At 58.6% G+C, this 16,629-nt stretch carries 9 protein-coding genes, 1 pseudogene and 1 CRISPR repeat array (1 of these 11 running past the window's edge); of the genes and pseudogenes, 7 read left to right on the top strand and 3 right to left on the bottom strand.

Annotation, left to right across the window (positions count from 1 at the left end; genetic code table 11):
- Positions 1-131: 131 nt before the first annotated feature.
- Positions 132-3,641: pseudogene (locus H0482_RS15865) on the bottom strand (peroxidase family protein); the annotation flags it as partial.
- 285 nt (positions 3,642-3,926) lie between these two features.
- Between H0482_RS15865 and H0482_RS15860 the strand changes: the two are divergent.
- On the top strand, positions 3,927-5,234 hold the full coding sequence (locus tag H0482_RS15860; protein ID WP_193731023.1) for a sensor histidine kinase: 1,308 nt from the start codon (positions 3,927-3,929) through the stop codon (positions 5,232-5,234).
- Between the two features lie 47 nt (positions 5,235-5,281).
- Here the strand turns inward: H0482_RS15860 and H0482_RS15855 are convergent, their stop codons facing one another.
- Both H0482_RS15855 and H0482_RS15850 read right to left on the bottom strand, forming a co-directional pair.
- Complete coding sequence (locus H0482_RS15855; RefSeq protein WP_269144710.1) at positions 5,282-5,932, bottom strand: response regulator transcription factor; 651 nt, start codon at positions 5,930-5,932, stop codon at positions 5,282-5,284.
- 854 nt (positions 5,933-6,786) lie between these two features.
- Positions 6,787-7,698, bottom strand: a complete 912-nt coding sequence (locus tag H0482_RS15850; protein WP_193731021.1) for a helix-turn-helix domain-containing protein — start codon at positions 7,696-7,698, stop codon at positions 6,787-6,789.
- A 124-nt stretch (positions 7,699-7,822) separates the two neighbouring features.
- Here H0482_RS15850 and H0482_RS15845 point away from each other — a divergent pair, with 124 nt between their 5' ends.
- Genes H0482_RS15845 through H0482_RS15820 form a run of 6 tightly spaced genes read left to right on the top strand, consistent with a single transcriptional unit; the run spans position 7,823 to position 15,368 of the window.
- Positions 7,823-9,055: an ABC transporter substrate-binding protein gene (locus H0482_RS15845; protein ID WP_193731020.1), complete on the top strand. Its 1,233-nt coding sequence runs from the start codon at positions 7,823-7,825 to the stop codon at positions 9,053-9,055.
- 53 nt (positions 9,056-9,108) lie between these two features.
- Complete coding sequence (locus H0482_RS15840; protein WP_210319211.1) at positions 9,109-10,014, top strand: carbohydrate ABC transporter permease; 906 nt, start codon at positions 9,109-9,111, stop codon at positions 10,012-10,014.
- Positions 10,014-10,862, top strand: a complete 849-nt coding sequence (locus tag H0482_RS15835) for a carbohydrate ABC transporter permease (protein ID WP_193731019.1) — start codon at positions 10,014-10,016, stop codon at positions 10,860-10,862. The genes H0482_RS15840 and H0482_RS15835 overlap by 1 nt, the downstream gene beginning before the upstream one ends.
- Before the next feature lie 5 nt (positions 10,863-10,867).
- Entirely contained in the window at positions 10,868-11,962 is a 1,095-nt protein-coding gene (locus H0482_RS15830; protein WP_193731018.1) for an ABC transporter ATP-binding protein, read from the top strand.
- A complete protein-coding gene (locus H0482_RS15825; RefSeq protein ID WP_193731017.1) occupies positions 11,959-13,914 on the top strand; it encodes a beta-galactosidase in 1,956 nt (651 codons plus the stop codon). The genes H0482_RS15830 and H0482_RS15825 overlap by 4 nt, the downstream gene beginning before the upstream one ends.
- 20 nt (positions 13,915-13,934) lie before the next feature.
- Positions 13,935-15,368, top strand: coding sequence for an aldehyde dehydrogenase family protein (locus H0482_RS15820; protein WP_193731016.1), 1,434 nt, complete (start codon positions 13,935-13,937; stop codon positions 15,366-15,368).
- A 49-nt stretch (positions 15,369-15,417) separates the two neighbouring features.
- Positions 15,418-16,629: direct repeats of the CRISPR family, unit length 36 nt; unit sequence GTTGCCGCTGGACCGCTTTTTCTGAACTGCTAGGCT; it runs 997 nt beyond the window's last position.

Here is a 16,629-nt window from a genome sequence, read left to right as displayed (position 1 = left end):
TGCTCGGCAGGCTTTTTGGTGCTCGGGGATTTAGCAGTCATCTTGGTTCCTTCGTCAGACGACGAGACCAAAACACTCCTTAAAGCTCAACCCTCAATCTGTGCCATGGGCGCTGACGGGGAACAGGCTGCCATCTGCCGGGAGAGGTCGACCTCCAGCACCCCGTCGTAGCGGGCAAAAGAATCCACTCCGATATGATAGTTGATTATATCGTCCTCGGTGCCGCTGACTCCATCAGGGCCTGGCTGGACCAGATCCGTATTGGCCATGATGAGCTTGGAGAAGGCGTTGTTCTCCAGTTCATTGAGCAGGTTTAGCCCTTGCGTACGCGACAGGTAGTAGAAGCGGTCGCCTTCCTGCAGGTTTTCCAGTTGCAGTTCGAACACCGCATTGAAGGTTGACCCCAGCATGCCGCCAAAGGGCATGACCCGTTCAGCAAGCCCACCAATCCACAGATCGATTAGATTGATCCCCGTTTCGATGGCGGCATAGATGCCAGTCCCATTAAGAAAGTCGAGCCGATCAGCAATCTCGGCAGCTGGCTGAACTATGCTCAATTGCACGTCGTCGATCAAAATCTGCCCGTCCGCCGTACCTGACTGAGCAATCTGGATTGACAAGGTCTGCCCGGCCAGACTGGTGGCAATCGGGTCGGTTTCCAGTACGATGGTGGACCAGCCGCCATTTGCGGCGGGAGCCGCTAGCACAATTGCCGCTACGACAGTGCCATCGGCGGTAACCAGTCGTGCCTCACCTCCGGGCCAGGCCAGATCGGTACGATCAGCGATATCAAGCGAGAGCCGATAGGTGGCCCCGGCCGCCAGCACTACGCCGGTATCCTGGGTCAGCAGCGCATTCTGGCCCAGCCATGCGACATTGCTACCTGTCTGCCCTGCCGGATCGACAATACCTCCAGCGGGCGCATAGACACCGCCGGTGCCGGTCAAGCTCCAGCCTGCGGGCGAGCCCAGCAGATAATTACCCAGGGCATCGGTGATGACACCAGGGTTGCCGGCGGTCATCACATTGGCCTCAAAACCGGCATTGACCAGCCCCAGGGCCGACTCGCCGGCCGGCGCGAAGCCGAGCAGGTTCATGGCAACGTCGCGCTTCTCCGCCAGCGTTTCTGCTGCGGTCAGCGCAGCATGGGTTCCATAGGCCGCCAGAAAGTTGATGATCGATGCCGGCGTCTTGAGATTGGCTCCCAAGTCGGCCCAACTGTCATAGGGCTTGAGCCAGCTCGAATTCGACGCTGCGTAGAGCTGCTCACGCGCTTCGTTCAGCGTCGGTATTCCGGCGTCACGGCCCCGCATGATATTGATGGCCGCCAGATCGAGCGGCAGGCCCAAGAGATTGTTTCGCAGCGCCTCGACCACGAATTCATCTATTGCGTTGCCGCGAATGCCAGTAAGGCCCCGCACGATAGCGCCCGCGGCCTGCTCGGCGCTGACGCTACCATTATTGTCGAACAGAATTGGATTGAGGAAGGCGTCGATCAGATTGACGTCGATCCCCTCCCAACCTAGCGCTGCCACCACATTCCCGGCCGCATCCACCAACTCGCCTGCAGCGCTGAGCGGGAAAAGCTTGAGCTGGTCGGTCAGCATTGAGTGCCCGAAGCGATAGATCGTGTGAGCAAATTCAGCAAAAATGGCCGGGTTGACGTCGGTGATTGTGTTGAAGACGAACAGGTCAATATTGGGCTGAACCTTGCGCCCGAATTCCTCGAACACCAGATGTTGATACTGCATCTCGGTTGAAAACCGCGCTGCCTGGAACAGGCGCTCGCCATCCCATTGCAACTGCCCCGCAATCTCGCTTGCCAGAATATGCTGCTGCGCTGCACTAAGGCCGGGCGCGGCGAGCCCCGCAATCTCCGTCAGAAGCCCGGCATGGGATGTCGGGTCGAGATCAACCGCAAGCCATTCATTTAGAAAGGCCAGATCAGACGCTTTGCCGGCGGCGGCAAATTCGAGCAATTGCTTTTTTACATCCTCCACCTGCCGGTTATGTTCGGAGTGGAAGACATGATGCACGGCAGTCAGGCCGATATTTTCATTACCGCGCCCGTCGCCGGTGATGAAATGGCGGTCCAGTAGCTCGTTGTCATATTCCATGTTTGCCCCGGTATTGGGGTCAAATGGAATGGGATTGCCGAAGGCATCGGTGCCGGTATCAGGGTCGGGTGCGAGGCTGGACGGCGCGTCTGGATCGAAAACCGGCGCTGCATTGTGCGCAATATCATCAAGGAACTGGTGAGAGGTGCGGACCGGCCCCAACCCGCCATTCAGCATCGCCAGCACGACGGGCGCGCCCGGCGCGGCACTGACGCTGATATCATCATCGGTATTGGGGATCAGATCGGGGCCGATATTGACCACCACTTGCGGAAAGCCATCTGCGCCGCGGATGAACTCTCCATAAGCGTCGGTGCGCAGCAAAGGCACGCCCAGAACGTCGATGTCGCTGAGCACGATGCCCAGCTTGTCGGCGGCCTGCTGTTTGACATCAGCCCAGGTCGCCAATCCGCCTTCGGCGCCATCGAGCAAGCGCCCGGTCGCCAGCGGCACGGCATGGCCCTGCACAGGGTCGTCGATCATCGCATATTCGCGCAGAAAGACCTGATGAGAAGGATGAGAGGTGTAAGTCTGGTTCTGGTCGACAAAGGGCGTGGTCTTGTTCCGCGCCTCGGGGACGTCGTCCGATGTGCCCAATACGCCATCGGCGCCCGGCGTCATCGTCGGATCGAGGCGAGTCAGCACCATGAAGGCCTGCGAAGAGGGCACCTCGTCGCCGCTGCCGGCGATGCCATCCGGCCCGTGGGTACGCAGCGGATCGTCCGCCGCCAACGGCACAAAAATCGTGCCATTGTCGCCCTTGTGAATAAGATCGAGGCCATGGTCAAAAAATTGACCGAAAAAGGTCATCCAGGCATTGAAGGGAGCGGACAGGCCCTCATCTGGCGCAACATTGGGCAGGACGACACTGTTACCATCCATTATGAGGCCATAATCGGTCGCCAGCGAGGTGTAGAGCCCATCCTTGAGCGCGATCACTGCCGGATCGGCCAAAGCCGCCTGCGCCGCTGCCAGCTTGGCCGCCGCCACTGCCGGGTCAGCCAGCGATCCCGGAACCGCCGCAGCGGCGGCGCTTGCGGCCGCGCCAGCAGCATCGGTATAGGTCACATAAGCCGTGCGGATAGCGCTGACCGCCTCGAGCAGATTGCCTTGATATTCGGCAAATTGCAGGGCTGCGATAATGGCCGCGGGGTTTTTCAGCGTCTGATCGGCAATCAGGTTGGTAATCAGGCGCGGATCGCTGTCGGCGACGCTGCCGCCCACGCCGTAATCGTTGTTGTCGACAACGCCACCTGACGCCGGACCATTGGTATCGATACTCTCATTGTCAGTTTCCAGACGATAGCTGGGGTCGAGCATGCGCGGCAGCAACTGGTCAGAAGCCCCCCAGGTCTCACGGCCGGGAATCAGGTTGTTGTAGCTGCCATCGACTGTACGCAGCCCGTAAGGCAGATGCGGCTGGGCGATGAGTTGATCCAGCGGCGTACCGGCGACATGCGCCTCGGCAATCTTGATCTGCTTGAGAATGAATTCCAGGTCATGCTGATTGAGTTTGAGTGCCATTCATCCCTCCTGTCGGCTGCCGGCAGGAATGCCTGCCGCCCACGACCAGACTTGATCTTCCGTGGATTGTTGATGGCAAGTATTGCTCTTGAGACAAAAGGCGCGATACTGATCAATGTCAGGTTTTCTGATCCAACTGCTGTATAGGATGGATACCTAACCTTGGCCCCATGGGTTCCCAGACTTTGGTACAGGGTGTTGCGATCGCAAATGCCGATCTCGACCCAGTTTCTCATCGTGGCGGCATTCGTCCTCTGTGTGTCCATGGCCGTGCTCGGAACCTGGATGAACCAGCAGATCAAGCATTCGGTTCTGGTCACCTCTGGCGCTCAGGCCAGCGAGTTCATGCATGGCGTCATTGAACCGCTGGTGCAGGATTTCGAGGCGGACGGCTCGCTCAGCGCGGCCAGCAAAGCGGCACTGGACGCGCTGTTCATCGGCACCCCGCTCGGCACCACCATTGTGTCCATTAAGATCTGGCGCGACGACGGCCTCGTCCTTTACGCTACATCGAAGACCCTCGTTGGCCAGCGCTTTGAATCGACAGATGTAGGCAAGGCGGCAAAAGGGAAAATCATTGCTGAGTACGAAGATCTGGTCAGCTCAGAAAGCGCCTATGAACAGACGTTGCCGGTACATCTGATCGAAGTCTATGCACCGCTCTATCGCGTCGGCACTGAGGACATTCTGGCGGTTGGAGAAATCTATGAAAATGCCGATGCACTGGCCGCTGAGCTGTTTCAGAGTCAGATCACGACCTGGCTGGTAGTTGCCGCCACCACATTGTTGATGATCAGCATGCTCTACATGATTGTACGAAGAGGGGCGTCCACCATCGCCCAACAGCGCGCTGAATTGCGACATCGCTATGTTCAGGCCAAACGCCTGGCCGAGCAGAACGCCGAGTTGCGCATGCTGGCCGAACAGAGTCGCCTCAAGGCCAGCGAAGCCAACGAACAATTCCTCGCTCGTATCGGATCGGATATCCATGATGGCCCGATTCAGTTGCTTACGCTTGCAACTTTGCGACTGACTGCTGCAACGCGCGCCGCCGAAACCAGCGAGCGTCGCGAAGCGCGACCGCTTGAGCACATCGAGTACGCCGTCCGCACCACTCAGGATGCCTTGGCCGAACTGCGCAATATTTCCACTGGCCTTAGCCTACCCGAAATCGATGGGCTGCGTTTTGAAGATGTGGTCAGCCTCGCCATCTATCGGCACGAAGACCTTACGGGCGAAAAGGTTAGCTACGGCGGCACGGCCCTGCCGGCAGGCGTCGACGAAGCTCTCAGGATCTGTGTGTATCGAGTGATCCAGGAGGGGCTGACCAATGCCACCAAATATGCACCTGGTAGCAACAAACAGGTGCAGGTGACGGCGGAGGACGACCATATCGTGGTCAAAATCGTGGATCAGGGGCCAGGCATGCCGACCAGTGATGAGGGCCAGACCGACCGCCTTCATCTAGGGCTGTCAGGCATGCGTAGCCGTGTGGAATTTCTGAATGGCACGATCAGGATCGATTCCGTGCTCGGACGGGGCACCAGCATCACGGCGCGCCTGCCCATCGAAATCCTGCCCGACGCGGCCTGACCTTGTACAGATTGCGGCCAGCGTTCTATTCCGGAAATGGCCGGCTATCAGCTATCGAGACAACCATTTTTCTGCGCAGCAAAAACCACTTCGAGGCGATTGCGAGCATTCAGCTTTGTCATCAGGCCACTCATATAATATTTGACCGTCTTCTCGCTGATCAGTAATTCCGATGCAATTTCGCGATTTGTACGCGCCTGCATCAGATGGGCGACAATCTGCTTTTCCCGCATGCTGAGTCTGATTGCCTTGCTCAAATGAGCTCGCGCCTCGCGGCTGCGTAACCCGCCCAGCACCTGCCCTGCATATTGCTGGGTAATGTAAAGCTCGCTGCGCATCACAGCCTCGACGGCCTCGACAACCTCTTCCACGCGCCCCCCTTTCAGCACGAAGCCCGTGGCGCCCGCATCGAGCGCCTTCAACACGGAGTCCAGGCTCGAAAAGGCGGTAAATACAATCACTCGTGTCGACGGCCAGTTTCGCGAAATCTCGGCAATCGCACCGAACACATTGCCCGGCATGGAAAGATCGGTGATGAGCACATCGGGAAGTTGTTGCTCGACAATCTCAAGGGCAGCATCCGCCGACCCCCCTTCAGCAACAATCTCAAGCCCCGGCTCGCAGGAAAAAACTGCAGACATCCCTTTCAGGAGCACTGGATGATCGTCAACAAATGCGACTCGCACTGAATTCCGCATATCAAGCCAACCAGTCGCTGAAATACAACAACCCGGCGCTAAGATTAGCTCAAATCGACTGGATGCGCCACCGGTTCGGTTATGATTTCGCTAATTTTGACATCATGGCTGTTGCAGCAAGCAGGTGGAGCGAACGATGCCGGTTTACTCCCCAAAACTTGCCCCCATGAAATAAATTGTTGAAGCTGATGGATTGCCTATCCCTACCGTTCGCTTGACCATCAGCAATGCCGCCTATCCTGCCGAGTTGGTGCGGGACGGCATCAATTCGACCGATCGTAGCCTAGTGAAGCAGGAACAGCATTCTTGGTACCCGCAAGTTTCAAGATGACCGCAACAAATCAGAGGCAACTCGAGATTGCAGAAACTCCAGTCGCAGCAACTTCGTTATGCTTTAAGTAAATTAAAAATCATACCCATAATATGATAAGGCACGTTGCCACCATCATAAATACAATTCTCAATGAAATTTCTGATGTTCAAATTTTAATAATATTTAATATAGACTTAATTCCGCTACAATCGGTTGTAGCACCGCAATCATCCCGTCCATAAATCTACAATGACCATTCAGGGCAATATTTCTTGTTCCGATGTTCTCGATAACGATACGGAACTCGAGTAGACCAGTGATGGTGCAAATGTCCCACAATCCTCAATGGCTTTGTGAGCATCTACCAGGCGCCCCGTCCGCGGTCGTCGCGCACTGGGCGCACCGCGACGGCAGACATGGTCTTGTGAGGTAGAAGCGGCGACGCGGCGCAACTCTGGAGTTTGTCTCCGGACTTCATGGGAACGTCCGAATTCTCGCTATTCACTGCTCGGGACAAAACGGCCATGTGGCGAATATCAGCTCAAGTAGCCACCGCTCCGCGTACCTGCGAGCGGAATGCTACCGGGCTGATATTGAAGCGCTTGGCAAAGGAGGCGTAGAAGCTCGACAGCGAGCCGAAGCCGGAGTTGAAAGCGACGTCGGAAATGGCTCGATCCGTGTTCAGCAGCAAGGCGCGGGCTGTGTCGAGCCGATGGCGCAAAATGGCCTTTTTGATGCTGACGCCCACGCTGCGCTTGAACACTGCCATCGCATAATTGGGGTGGTAACCGACGGACTTGGCAACATCGTCTGCGCTAATCTCAGTATGTCCGTTCTCGAAAATGAAGCGTGTCATGCTTTCAACTGCCTGGAGCCGCTCGTGCCCTCCCAATTTTGGCACGTCGCTGCGCGCTTCCGCTGCGCTGAGGCGCGTCCAACCATCATTCTCGATGCGACGAATCCTTGCAGAGACCTCTTCTTCGATAGTTTTCTGCGTCGTTCCGCCTGGGCTCAGGATGTCTTCCCGCCACTGCAAAAATTGGCCCACTTCGTAGCCAAGAAGCCTGTTTGCTCTGACCAGTTCACCGGCAAACAATGCCGCCCGCAGGGCGCTGGAGCGTGACAGATTGAGAAACAACGCCATTGGCGCGTGGATCACCACGAACTGTGCATCGTCGGAGCAGGCTGTGACCTGGTGTGGCAGCATGCCCCAGAACAGGATCAACTCGCCGGCCTCGATGACGAGACGCTCGTTGTCGAACCAGAGTTCCATCGATCCGGACAACAAAAGGTTCAACTCGACCTGGCTATGCATGTGCGCACCCCCCATAGGACGCACTACCAATGTCGGCGCGGCGCAAAACCCGTGATTGTCGATCACCGGCGTCATCGGGATGCTGGGGCTGCCCGTGGCGTAGAAGCAGTCCTCCTGATAGGTAATCTTGGCGGCCATGGTCTTAGATTCCAGGAAATGAATTCAGATTATCGGGAAGAAGCTTCCAGTTTTTGCGCCTACCGTCAACACATCGGCGGTAGGCAGTGTGCGCATTGCCCTTTCCGTCCAAGGGGAGGAACGAATGTTCACACATAGAAAACTGGTAGGTCTGGCGACGGCAATGTTGATGTCCGTCTCCACCGTGGCGGCGGGCGATCTGGTCATCAATTCCGACCAATCGGGCGTCGCGCCCAAGGCGGCGCTTGAGGCGCTCGTGGCGGGCTTCTCAGCGGCAAACCCTGACGTAAATGTCACGCTCAACAATTTTGACAGCGAGGCCTACAAAGGCGCCATCCGCAATTTCCTGACCGCCAATCCGCCCGATGTGGTGGCATGGATGGCCGGGAATCGCATGGCCCCGTTTGTAGAAGCGGGCCTGTTCGAGGATGTTACCGCGCTCTGGGAAGAAGAGGGGCTGAACGAGACACTGCGTTCCGCGGCTTCTGCCATGACCATGGATGGCAAGAAGTGGGGCGTGCCCTACACCTATTATCAGTGGGGCATTTACTACCGCAAAGACCTGTTTGAACAGCACGGCATCGCTGTCCCCACGACCTGGGACGAGTTGATGACCGCCAGCCAGACGCTCAAGGCAGCCGACATCACGCCTTTCGCCATTGGCACCAAGGCGCTCTGGCCCGCAGCCGGCTGGTTCGACAATCTCAACCTGCGCATCAATGGCTACGAGTTCCACACGGACCTCACCGCCGGCAAGGTGCCCTATACCGATCCGCGCGTTCGCGCCGTATTCGAGAAATGGGCCGAGTTGGCCAAGATGGGCGGCTTCCTCGGCAACCACGCGGCCCTGGATTGGCAGGACGCCTATCCGCAGATGGTGCAGGGCAAGGCCGCCATGTATTTGATGGGCAATTTCCTGGTCGCCCCGCTCAAGGAAGCTGGCCTGACCAACGAAAATCTCGGCTTCTTCCAGTTCCCCGAGATCGTAGCCGGCGTGCCGCGCGCCGAAGACGCGCCAACCAATACCTACCACATCGCCTCTGGCGCCAAGAACAAGCCCGATGCGCTGCGCTTCCTGGCCTATCTCGCCGCGCCGGAAACACAGACCATGATGAATGAAATCCTGGAGCAATTGCCGGTCAACAATCAGTCCAAGACGGCTGACGACCCGTTCCTGCAAGCTGGTTTCGAGATGCTGTCCGGTGCCGATGGCCTGGCGCAGTTCTATGACCGCGATGCTCCCGCCGAAATGGCCAAGGCCGGCATGGAAGCGTTCCAGGAATTCATGGTCAAGCCCGATGACATCGATCGCCTGCTGGAGCGCCTCGAGCGCGTCCGCCAGAAGGTCTACCAGTAAGCACTACGACCGGGTTCCCTTCTCGGGAACCCGGTTTGTTTTGAAGGCGCATCATGTCTGATCCATACACTATGCCGGCGTCCTGGGCGCAATGGCGCCGGGCTCTGACGCCCTGGGCATTCCTGCTGCCAGCAATCCTGATGTTTGCGCTCTATATTGTTATCCCAATCGGTCAGTCGCTGCTGATCGGTTTTTACGACTGGGACGGTTTCAGCGCCCCGGTATGGATCGGACTGGAGAACTATGTCGAGCTGTTTGGCGATGAGAAATTCTACGTCTCGCTGCAAAACAACATTCTCTGGCTGGTTCTGTATCTGCTGGCCCTCCCTGCGGGGCTGACGCTGGCAATATTTCTGAACCAGACCATTGTCGGCATGCGGATCTACAAGTCGCTCTTCTTCCTGCCTTTCGTCATTTCGCAGGTCGTCGTCGGGTTGATCTTCGCCTGGTTCTACGCACCCGGATTCGGCCCGATCGCGGCTGTACTGAAGGCTCTCACTGGAAGCGAAGTCGCCATTCTGGCGGATGAGCGTCTTGCCACACTGGGCATCATTTTTGCCGGGCTGTGGCCACAGACGGCCTATTGCATGATCCTGTTTCTCAGCGGGCTCAACAATATCAATTCGGAACAGGTCGAGGCAGCGCGCATCGACAATGCCAAGGGCCTCAAAATGCTCTGGTACATTATTCTGCCGCAGCTCCGGCCGGCTACGTTCATGGCGCTAGTTGTGACCATCATCGGCTCGCTCCGGTCCTTCGACATGGTGTCGATCATGACCAATGGTGGCCCCTATGGCTCGACGCGCGTGCTGTCCTTCTTCATGTATGAGGAGGCCCTGTCGGAATATGGCTATCGAATGGGCTATGGCGCGGCCATCGCCGTCATCCTGTTTGCCATCATGATGGTGTTCATTTCCGTCATCATCTACCGCATGCTGATGCAGGAGCGCGCCAGCTAATGTTTCCCAAATCCATTAGTGAAATGTCGCCGACCGCGCGTCTGATCTACACTCTGTCGGTTCCGGTGGTTCTGCTCATCTGGCTTCTACCCCTGCTCGGCGTGGCCATGACCTCGATACGGCCGGCCAGCGATCTGGCGGCAGGCAATTATTTCGGTGTGCCTTCCACTTTCGCCTTCGACAACTACCTGGCGGTATTCACCGGCACGCCGCTCGCCCGCTACATGCTCAACTCGCTGGTGATCACACTGCCGACAGTGGCAGGCGCTCTGGTGCTCTCGACCCTCGCCGGATTTGCGCTGGCCGTTTACAATTTCCGGCTGAATATCCTGCTGTTCGTCATGTTCGTTGCCGGTAATTTCGTACCGTTCCAGATCCTGATGGTGCCGGTGCGGCAATTGACACTGCAAACCGGCCTTTATGACAGCATCGCCGGATTGGTGGTGTTTCATATCGCCTTCCAGACCGGTTTCTGCACGCTGTTCATGCGCAATTTCATCAAGGCGCTGCCCACCGCGTTGATCGAAAGTGCCCGCGTGGAAGGGGTCAGCGAGTGGCGGATCTTCGTGTTCATCGTCGTGCCGTTGGTGCGGCCCGCTATCGCTGCCCTGTCAGTCCTGGTCTTCACCTTTGTCTGGAATGATTATTTCTGGGCGACCGTGCTGGTCCAGAGCAATGATGTCATGCCGGTAACGGCGGGCCTGCATGCTCTCAAGGGGCAATGGGTCGCCGCTTGGCAATTAGTCGCTGCCGGCTCGATCGTCGCCGCCATTCCACCAGCGATCATGTTCATCCTGATGCAGAAGCATTTTGTTGCCGGGCTGACGCTCGGTGCGACCAAGGGGTAATCAAATTGGCCGAAGTCAATCTTGTCGGATTGCGCAAATCGTTTGGAGCGCACGAGATTATCCAGGGCGTTGACCTGACCATTGCCGATGGCGAATTCTGCGTCTTTGCCGGGCCCTCCGGCTGCGGAAAATCCACTTTGCTGCGGATGATCGCTGGCCTCGAGACAGCCTCGGGCGGCAGCGTGTCGATCGGTGGGCGCGATGTCACGGCGCTCGAGCCGGCCCAGCGCCGTATCTCGATGGTGTTTCAGTCCTACGCGCTCTATCCGCATATGAGTGTAGCCGAAAATATCGGCTTCGGTCTCAAGATGACCGGGCATTCCAAGGCGGTGATCGCCGAGCACGTGGCCAAGGCAGCCAAATTGCTCCAACTCGAGCCGCTGTTGGAGCGCCGGCCGGCACAATTGTCCGGCGGCCAACGGCAGCGCGTGGCCATCGGGCGCGCTATTGTGCGCGACCCTGATGTGTTCCTGTTCGACGAACCCTTGTCCAATCTGGACGCTTCGCTGCGTGTACAGATGCGGGTGGAAATATCCAATCTGCACAAGGATCTCGGGGCGACCATGATCTATGTGACCCACGATCAGGTTGAAGCTCTGACCATGGCTGACAAGATTGTTGTGCTGCGTGCCGGCAAGATCGAACAGGTCGGTGGCCCACTGGAGCTTTATCATGAGCCGGCCAATGTGTTCGTGGCCAGCTTCATCGGCTCGCCCAGCATGAACCTCATACCGGTCGCCCTCGGACACGAAAACGGCGTTCCCGTCCTGACCCTGGCCGGCGACCACAAAGTGCAGCTTGATGCCGATTTCCTTCCAGCCGTCGGCAATGGCACGCTCACGCTCGGGGTACGCCCTGAACATGTCAACCTCGACGCTGGCGACATCGCACTGCCCGGGGTGACGCGACTGGTCGAACGGCTCGGCTCCGAAACCATGCTGCATGTCACCCTTGCGGACGGCGAAAATGTGGTGGTCAAGGCCGCCGGAACAGTAAAGTGCCGGACTGGCGACGCCGTGACTGTCTATCTGTCCCCCGCTCAATCTCATTTCTTTGATGCCAAGGGCGTTGCCCTGCGTCACCCGGAACGACCCTCATGAAACTTGGCGTCTGCTACTATCCAGAACACTGGCCCGAAGAGCGTTGGGCAATCGATGCGCGCATGATGCGCGAAGCGGGCATCACCCTTGTGCGCGTAGGCGAATTCGCCTGGTCGCGCCTGGAACCAGAGCCGGGCCACTATACGTTCGACTGGCTGGAGCGCGCCATCGAGGTTCTGGCATCCGAAGGTCTGCAGGTGATCATCGGCACACCGACCACGACACCGCCCAAATGGCTCGTAGACCAGATGCCAGATTTGCTGCCGGTGGATGCCGAAGGGCGGGTACGTGGCTTCGGCTCCCGCCGGCACTATTGCTTCAGCCATCTCGGCTATCGGGAGGAATGCCGCCGCATCGTCACCGCGCTGGCCGAGCGCTTCGGCCAGCATCCTGCGGTCGTTGCCTGGCAGACCGACAACGAATATGCCAACCACAATACCGGCCTCAGCTATTCGCCAGCCGCCCTGACCGGGTTCAGGATTTGGCTGGCGCAAAAATATGGCGACATCGACGCGCTCAACGCAGCTTGGGGCACCGTATTCTGGTCGATGGAATATGCATCCTTCGACGCGGTGGGGCTGCCCAATCTGACCGTCGCCGAGGCAATGCCAATCCACAAGCTGGATTTCCAGCGCTACAGCTCCGATCAGGTGGTGGCGTTCAACGCCGTACAGGTTGAGGTTTTGCGCGCCCTCTCGCCGGGCCGTGACGTGCTGCACAATTTCATGGGCAAGCCGACCCTGTTCGATCACTGGCGCCTGTCGCAGGATCTCGATATCGCGACCTGGGACAGCTATCCCCTGGGCTTTCTCGATCTTGACGATTGCAGCGAGGAGCATAAGCTACGCTATCTGCGCGTCGGCGATCCGGACTTCCAGGCATTCTTCCACGATCTCTATCGGGGCTGCGGACGCGGCCGCTGGTGGGTGATGGAGCAGCAGCCGGGACCGGTCAACTGGGCCCCGCACAATCCGGCACCAGCGCCGGGTGCAGTCCGGCTATGGACCTGGGAGGCATTTGCGGCAGGTGCCGAAGTGGTTAGCTACTTCCGCTGGCGTCAGGCCCCCTTCGCGCAGGAACAGATGCACGAGGCGCTGTTGCTGCCCGATGGCACGCCGAATGAAGGACTGGACGTGGCCAGCCAGGTGGCCAAGGAAATCGACGGCCAGACCGAGGTTGGAGCATCGCCCGCCCGCGTGGCACTCGTCTTTGACTATCAGAGCGATTGGGCCTGGCAGATCCAGCCGCAAGGCCGCGAGTTCAACTACCGCAAACTGGTGCTTGGTTTTTACCGCGCCCTTCGGCGGCATGGTATCACCATCGACGTCGTACCGCCAACGCCCGAAGGCGTGACCGGATATGACCTTGTGTTGATGCCGGGCCTGATGAGCGTTGATGCGACGCTCATGTCCGCACTCGGCCAGAATGGCCAGGTGGCGCTGCTTGGTCCACGTACCGGGTCGCGCACGCCTGCATTCTCGATCCCCCATACCTTACCGCCGGGGCCGGCCGCTCAGGCCAGTCTGCCAATCCGGGTAACCCGGGTCGAGACCTTGCCCCCAAATGCGACCCTGCCCGTCATTGGTCATGAGCGAAGCCTGTTTGAAATCTGGCGCGAAGTCGTCGTGGCAAACGAAGACGTCGAAATCCTGGACCGGACCGAGGACGGGCAGATTGCCTTCTGCGCCAGAGGCGGCATCCACTACGTATCCGGCCAACCGAACGCCGCCTATGCGGACCGTGTCGTTGCGCATCTGCTGGCACAGGCCGGCATAACCGCCACCAAGCTGCACCGCGACATCCGCGTGCGCGACAATGGCCGGGATCGCTACGTCTTCAACCATGGCCCCGATCCTGTCGACATCTCCGAGATCGTCGCGGGACGAACAGCCATCCTCGGCGGGACCGTCCTGCCGCCTTGCGGCGTGGGGCGGTTTCGCTCGGTCGCCTGACCCAGAAAGAGGAAAAAACGGTGAACACACATCAGTTTTATATCGATGGCCAATGGGTCGACCCGGTCGTCCCGGCAACCAGGGACGTGATCAATCCTTCGACGGGCCAGGCGTTCACCACCATCGCCATGGGGTCGAGCGCCGACGTCAACCTTGCGGTCGCTGCCGCGCGGCGTGCCTTTGTCGAATTCGGGTTTTCCGAGCGCGCCGAACGTCTGGCGCTTTTGGAACGCGTTCTAGACGTTTATCGCAAGCGGGCGGACGATCTGGCTCACGCCATCTCCATGGAGATGGGTGCCCCGCAACCCTTTGCGCGCGACAGCCAGGTCGGATGCGGAGAAGGCCATTTTGAGGAATTGATTCGGGTGCTGCGCGCCTACCGCTTCGAGCATCTGAAAGGCACCTCGATGGTGCTGAAGGAGCCGATCGGTGTGGCCGGTTTAATCACCCCCTGGAACTGGCCGATGAACCAGATCGTATGCAAGGTCGGTCCGGCGCTGGCTGCCGGCTGCACCGTGATCCTCAAGCCCAGCGAACTGGCGCCGCTCAGCGGCCTGATCTTTGCTGAAATCCTCGATGAAGCGGGTGTACCCCAGGGCGTATTCAACCTCATCAATGGCGATGGTCCAAGCGTTGGGGCGGCCATGTCCAGCCACCCCGATATCGACATGATGTCCTTTACCGGCTCGACGCGCGCCGGCATCGCCGTCGCCAAGGCGGCTGCCGAAACCGTCAAGCGCGTCGCCCAGGAGCTGGGCGGCAAGTCAGCCAATATTCTGCTCCCAGACTGCGACCTGGAAACTGCAGTCAGCAAGGGGGTGGAAGGCTGTTTTGGCAATTCTGGGCAGTCGTGCAACGCCCCGACCCGGATGCTTGTGCCGCGCGAGCGACACGACGAAGCCATTGCCATTGCTCGCCGGGCGGCGACGCATTTTGTCGTCGGGCCGGCCGACCAGCAGGGTGTGGTGCTCGGACCTGTGGTGAGTGAAGCTCAGTTTAACAAGATCCAAGACCTGATCCAGAGCGGGATCGATGAAGGAGCCGAGTTGGTGGCGGGCGGCACAGGACGGCCGGACGGACTGACGGATGGTTATTTCGTCAAGCCAACCATCTTCGGCGGCGTGACGTCCAACATGCGGGTTGCCCGTGAAGAAATCTTCGGACCGGTATTGGTTATCCTGCCCTATGATACCACCGATGACGCCGTCCACATCGCCAATGATACCCCCTATGGCCTGGCCAGCTACGTGCAGACCCGTGACCTCGAAGAAGGTCGGCGGTTTGCCAGGCGCATGCGAACCGGCAACGTGTTCATGAACTATCCGGACTGGGACACCGGATTGCCTTTCGGTGGCTACAAACAGTCGGGCAATGGCCGCGAATATGCGGAATACGGCCTGGAGGACTTTCTGGAAACCAAGGGCGTCGCCGGCTGGGGCAATTCGGAGATTTGAGCGTTGCAATGGGTGCGGGTGTTTCCTCCGGTGGAAATGCCCGCGTTCTTATGCCGCTGGACCGCTTTTTCTGAACCGCTAGGCTAAGTGGTCTGGCTGCTGGCGGGGCAGAGGTGTTGCCGCTGGACCGCTTTTTCTGAACTGCTAGGCTCGGCTGTTGATGTTGGCCTCGTACTCGTCAGTTGCCGCTGGACCGCTTTTTCTGAACTGCTAGGCTAGATCTCTACGCCGATGTGCGGCGGGCGCTGTTGCCGCTGGACCGCTTTTTCTGAACTGCTAGGCTAGCAGTCTGTTTCAACACCGCCCGGTGGATGTTGCCGCTGGACCGCTTTTTCTGAACTGCTAGGCTGGGCGCGGCGAGCGAACCAGCCGACGATGAGTTGCCGCTGGACCGCTTTTTCTGAACTGCTAGGCTACATATCCGTCTGCATCAGCAGATCGGCCAGTTGCCGCTGGACCGCTTTTTCTGAACTGCTAGGCTCGCTTGACACAAACGACTACCGAGAATTTGGTTGCCGCTGGACCGCTTTTTCTGAACTGCTAGGCTTGTAGCCGTACTTGTGGGCCTCACTGAGATGTTGCCGCTGGACCGCTTTTTCTGAACTGCTAGGCTTGGTGTAACGTTCGACCGTAGCATTCAAATGTTGCCGCTGGACCGCTTTTTCTGAACTGCTAGGCTAGGGCGGTCCGGCTGGCCGTCGCCTCGACTGTTGCCGCTGGACCGCTTTTTCTGAACTGCTAGGCTTCACGCCCGGCATATCTGCCTTGACGATGGTTGCCGCTGGACCGCTTTTTCTGAACTGCTAGGCTACTTCCTGCGCTTTCCCATGGGCTAAGGTAGTTGCCGCTGGACCGCTTTTTCTGAACTGCTAGGCTGCATCATTATTTGGAGCGGCCCTGGAACTGGTTGCCGCTGGACCGCTTTTTCTGAACTGCTAGGCTCCTCGGTACTCCCGATGGGGTGGTATAGGAGTTGCCGCTGGACCGCTTTTTCTGAACTGCTAGGCTTGGCAAGTCTCGCATTCGATGATGATCTGCGTTGCCGCTGGACCGCTTTTTCTGAACTGCTAGGCTGCTCGCACCTTGTCGCCCTTGCGCGGCATGTTGCCGCTGGACCGCTTTTTCTGAACTGCTAGGCTCCCTTCGCCTTATTGTGCCGGGTAACGCCGGTTGCCGCTGGACCGCTTTTTCTGAACTGCTAGGCTCAGCAGGATCGGCTGTTTCAGGGCCTGATCGTTGCCGCTGGACCGCTTTTTCTGAA

Origin of the sequence: Devosia faecipullorum (genome assembly GCF_015158295.1) — a bacterium.
In the GTDB taxonomy this organism is placed as follows: domain Bacteria; phylum Pseudomonadota; class Alphaproteobacteria; order Rhizobiales; family Devosiaceae; genus Devosia; species Devosia faecipullorum.
Note: the sequence above shows the minus strand (reverse complement) of the source record. Positions and strands in the feature narration are given on the sequence as shown.

Excerpts from the sequence above, each read along its gene's own strand:
- H0482_RS15855 (WP_269144710.1), bottom strand. The coding sequence starts at position 5,932 with ATGCGGAATTCAGTGCGAGTCGCATTTGTTGACGATCATCCAGTGCTC.
- H0482_RS15850 (WP_193731021.1), bottom strand. The coding sequence starts at position 7,698 with ATGGCCGCCAAGATTACCTATCAGGAGGACTGCTTCTACGCCACGGGC.
- H0482_RS15840 (WP_210319211.1), top strand. The coding sequence starts at position 9,109 with ATGTCTGATCCATACACTATGCCGGCGTCCTGGGCGCAATGGCGCCGG.
- H0482_RS15825 (WP_193731017.1), top strand. The coding sequence starts at position 11,959 with ATGAAACTTGGCGTCTGCTACTATCCAGAACACTGGCCCGAAGAGCGT.
- H0482_RS15845 (WP_193731020.1), top strand. The coding sequence starts at position 7,823 with ATGTTCACACATAGAAAACTGGTAGGTCTGGCGACGGCAATGTTGATG.
- H0482_RS15860 (WP_193731023.1), top strand. The coding sequence starts at position 3,927 with ATGAACCAGCAGATCAAGCATTCGGTTCTGGTCACCTCTGGCGCTCAG.
- H0482_RS15835 (WP_193731019.1), top strand. The coding sequence starts at position 10,014 with ATGTTTCCCAAATCCATTAGTGAAATGTCGCCGACCGCGCGTCTGATC.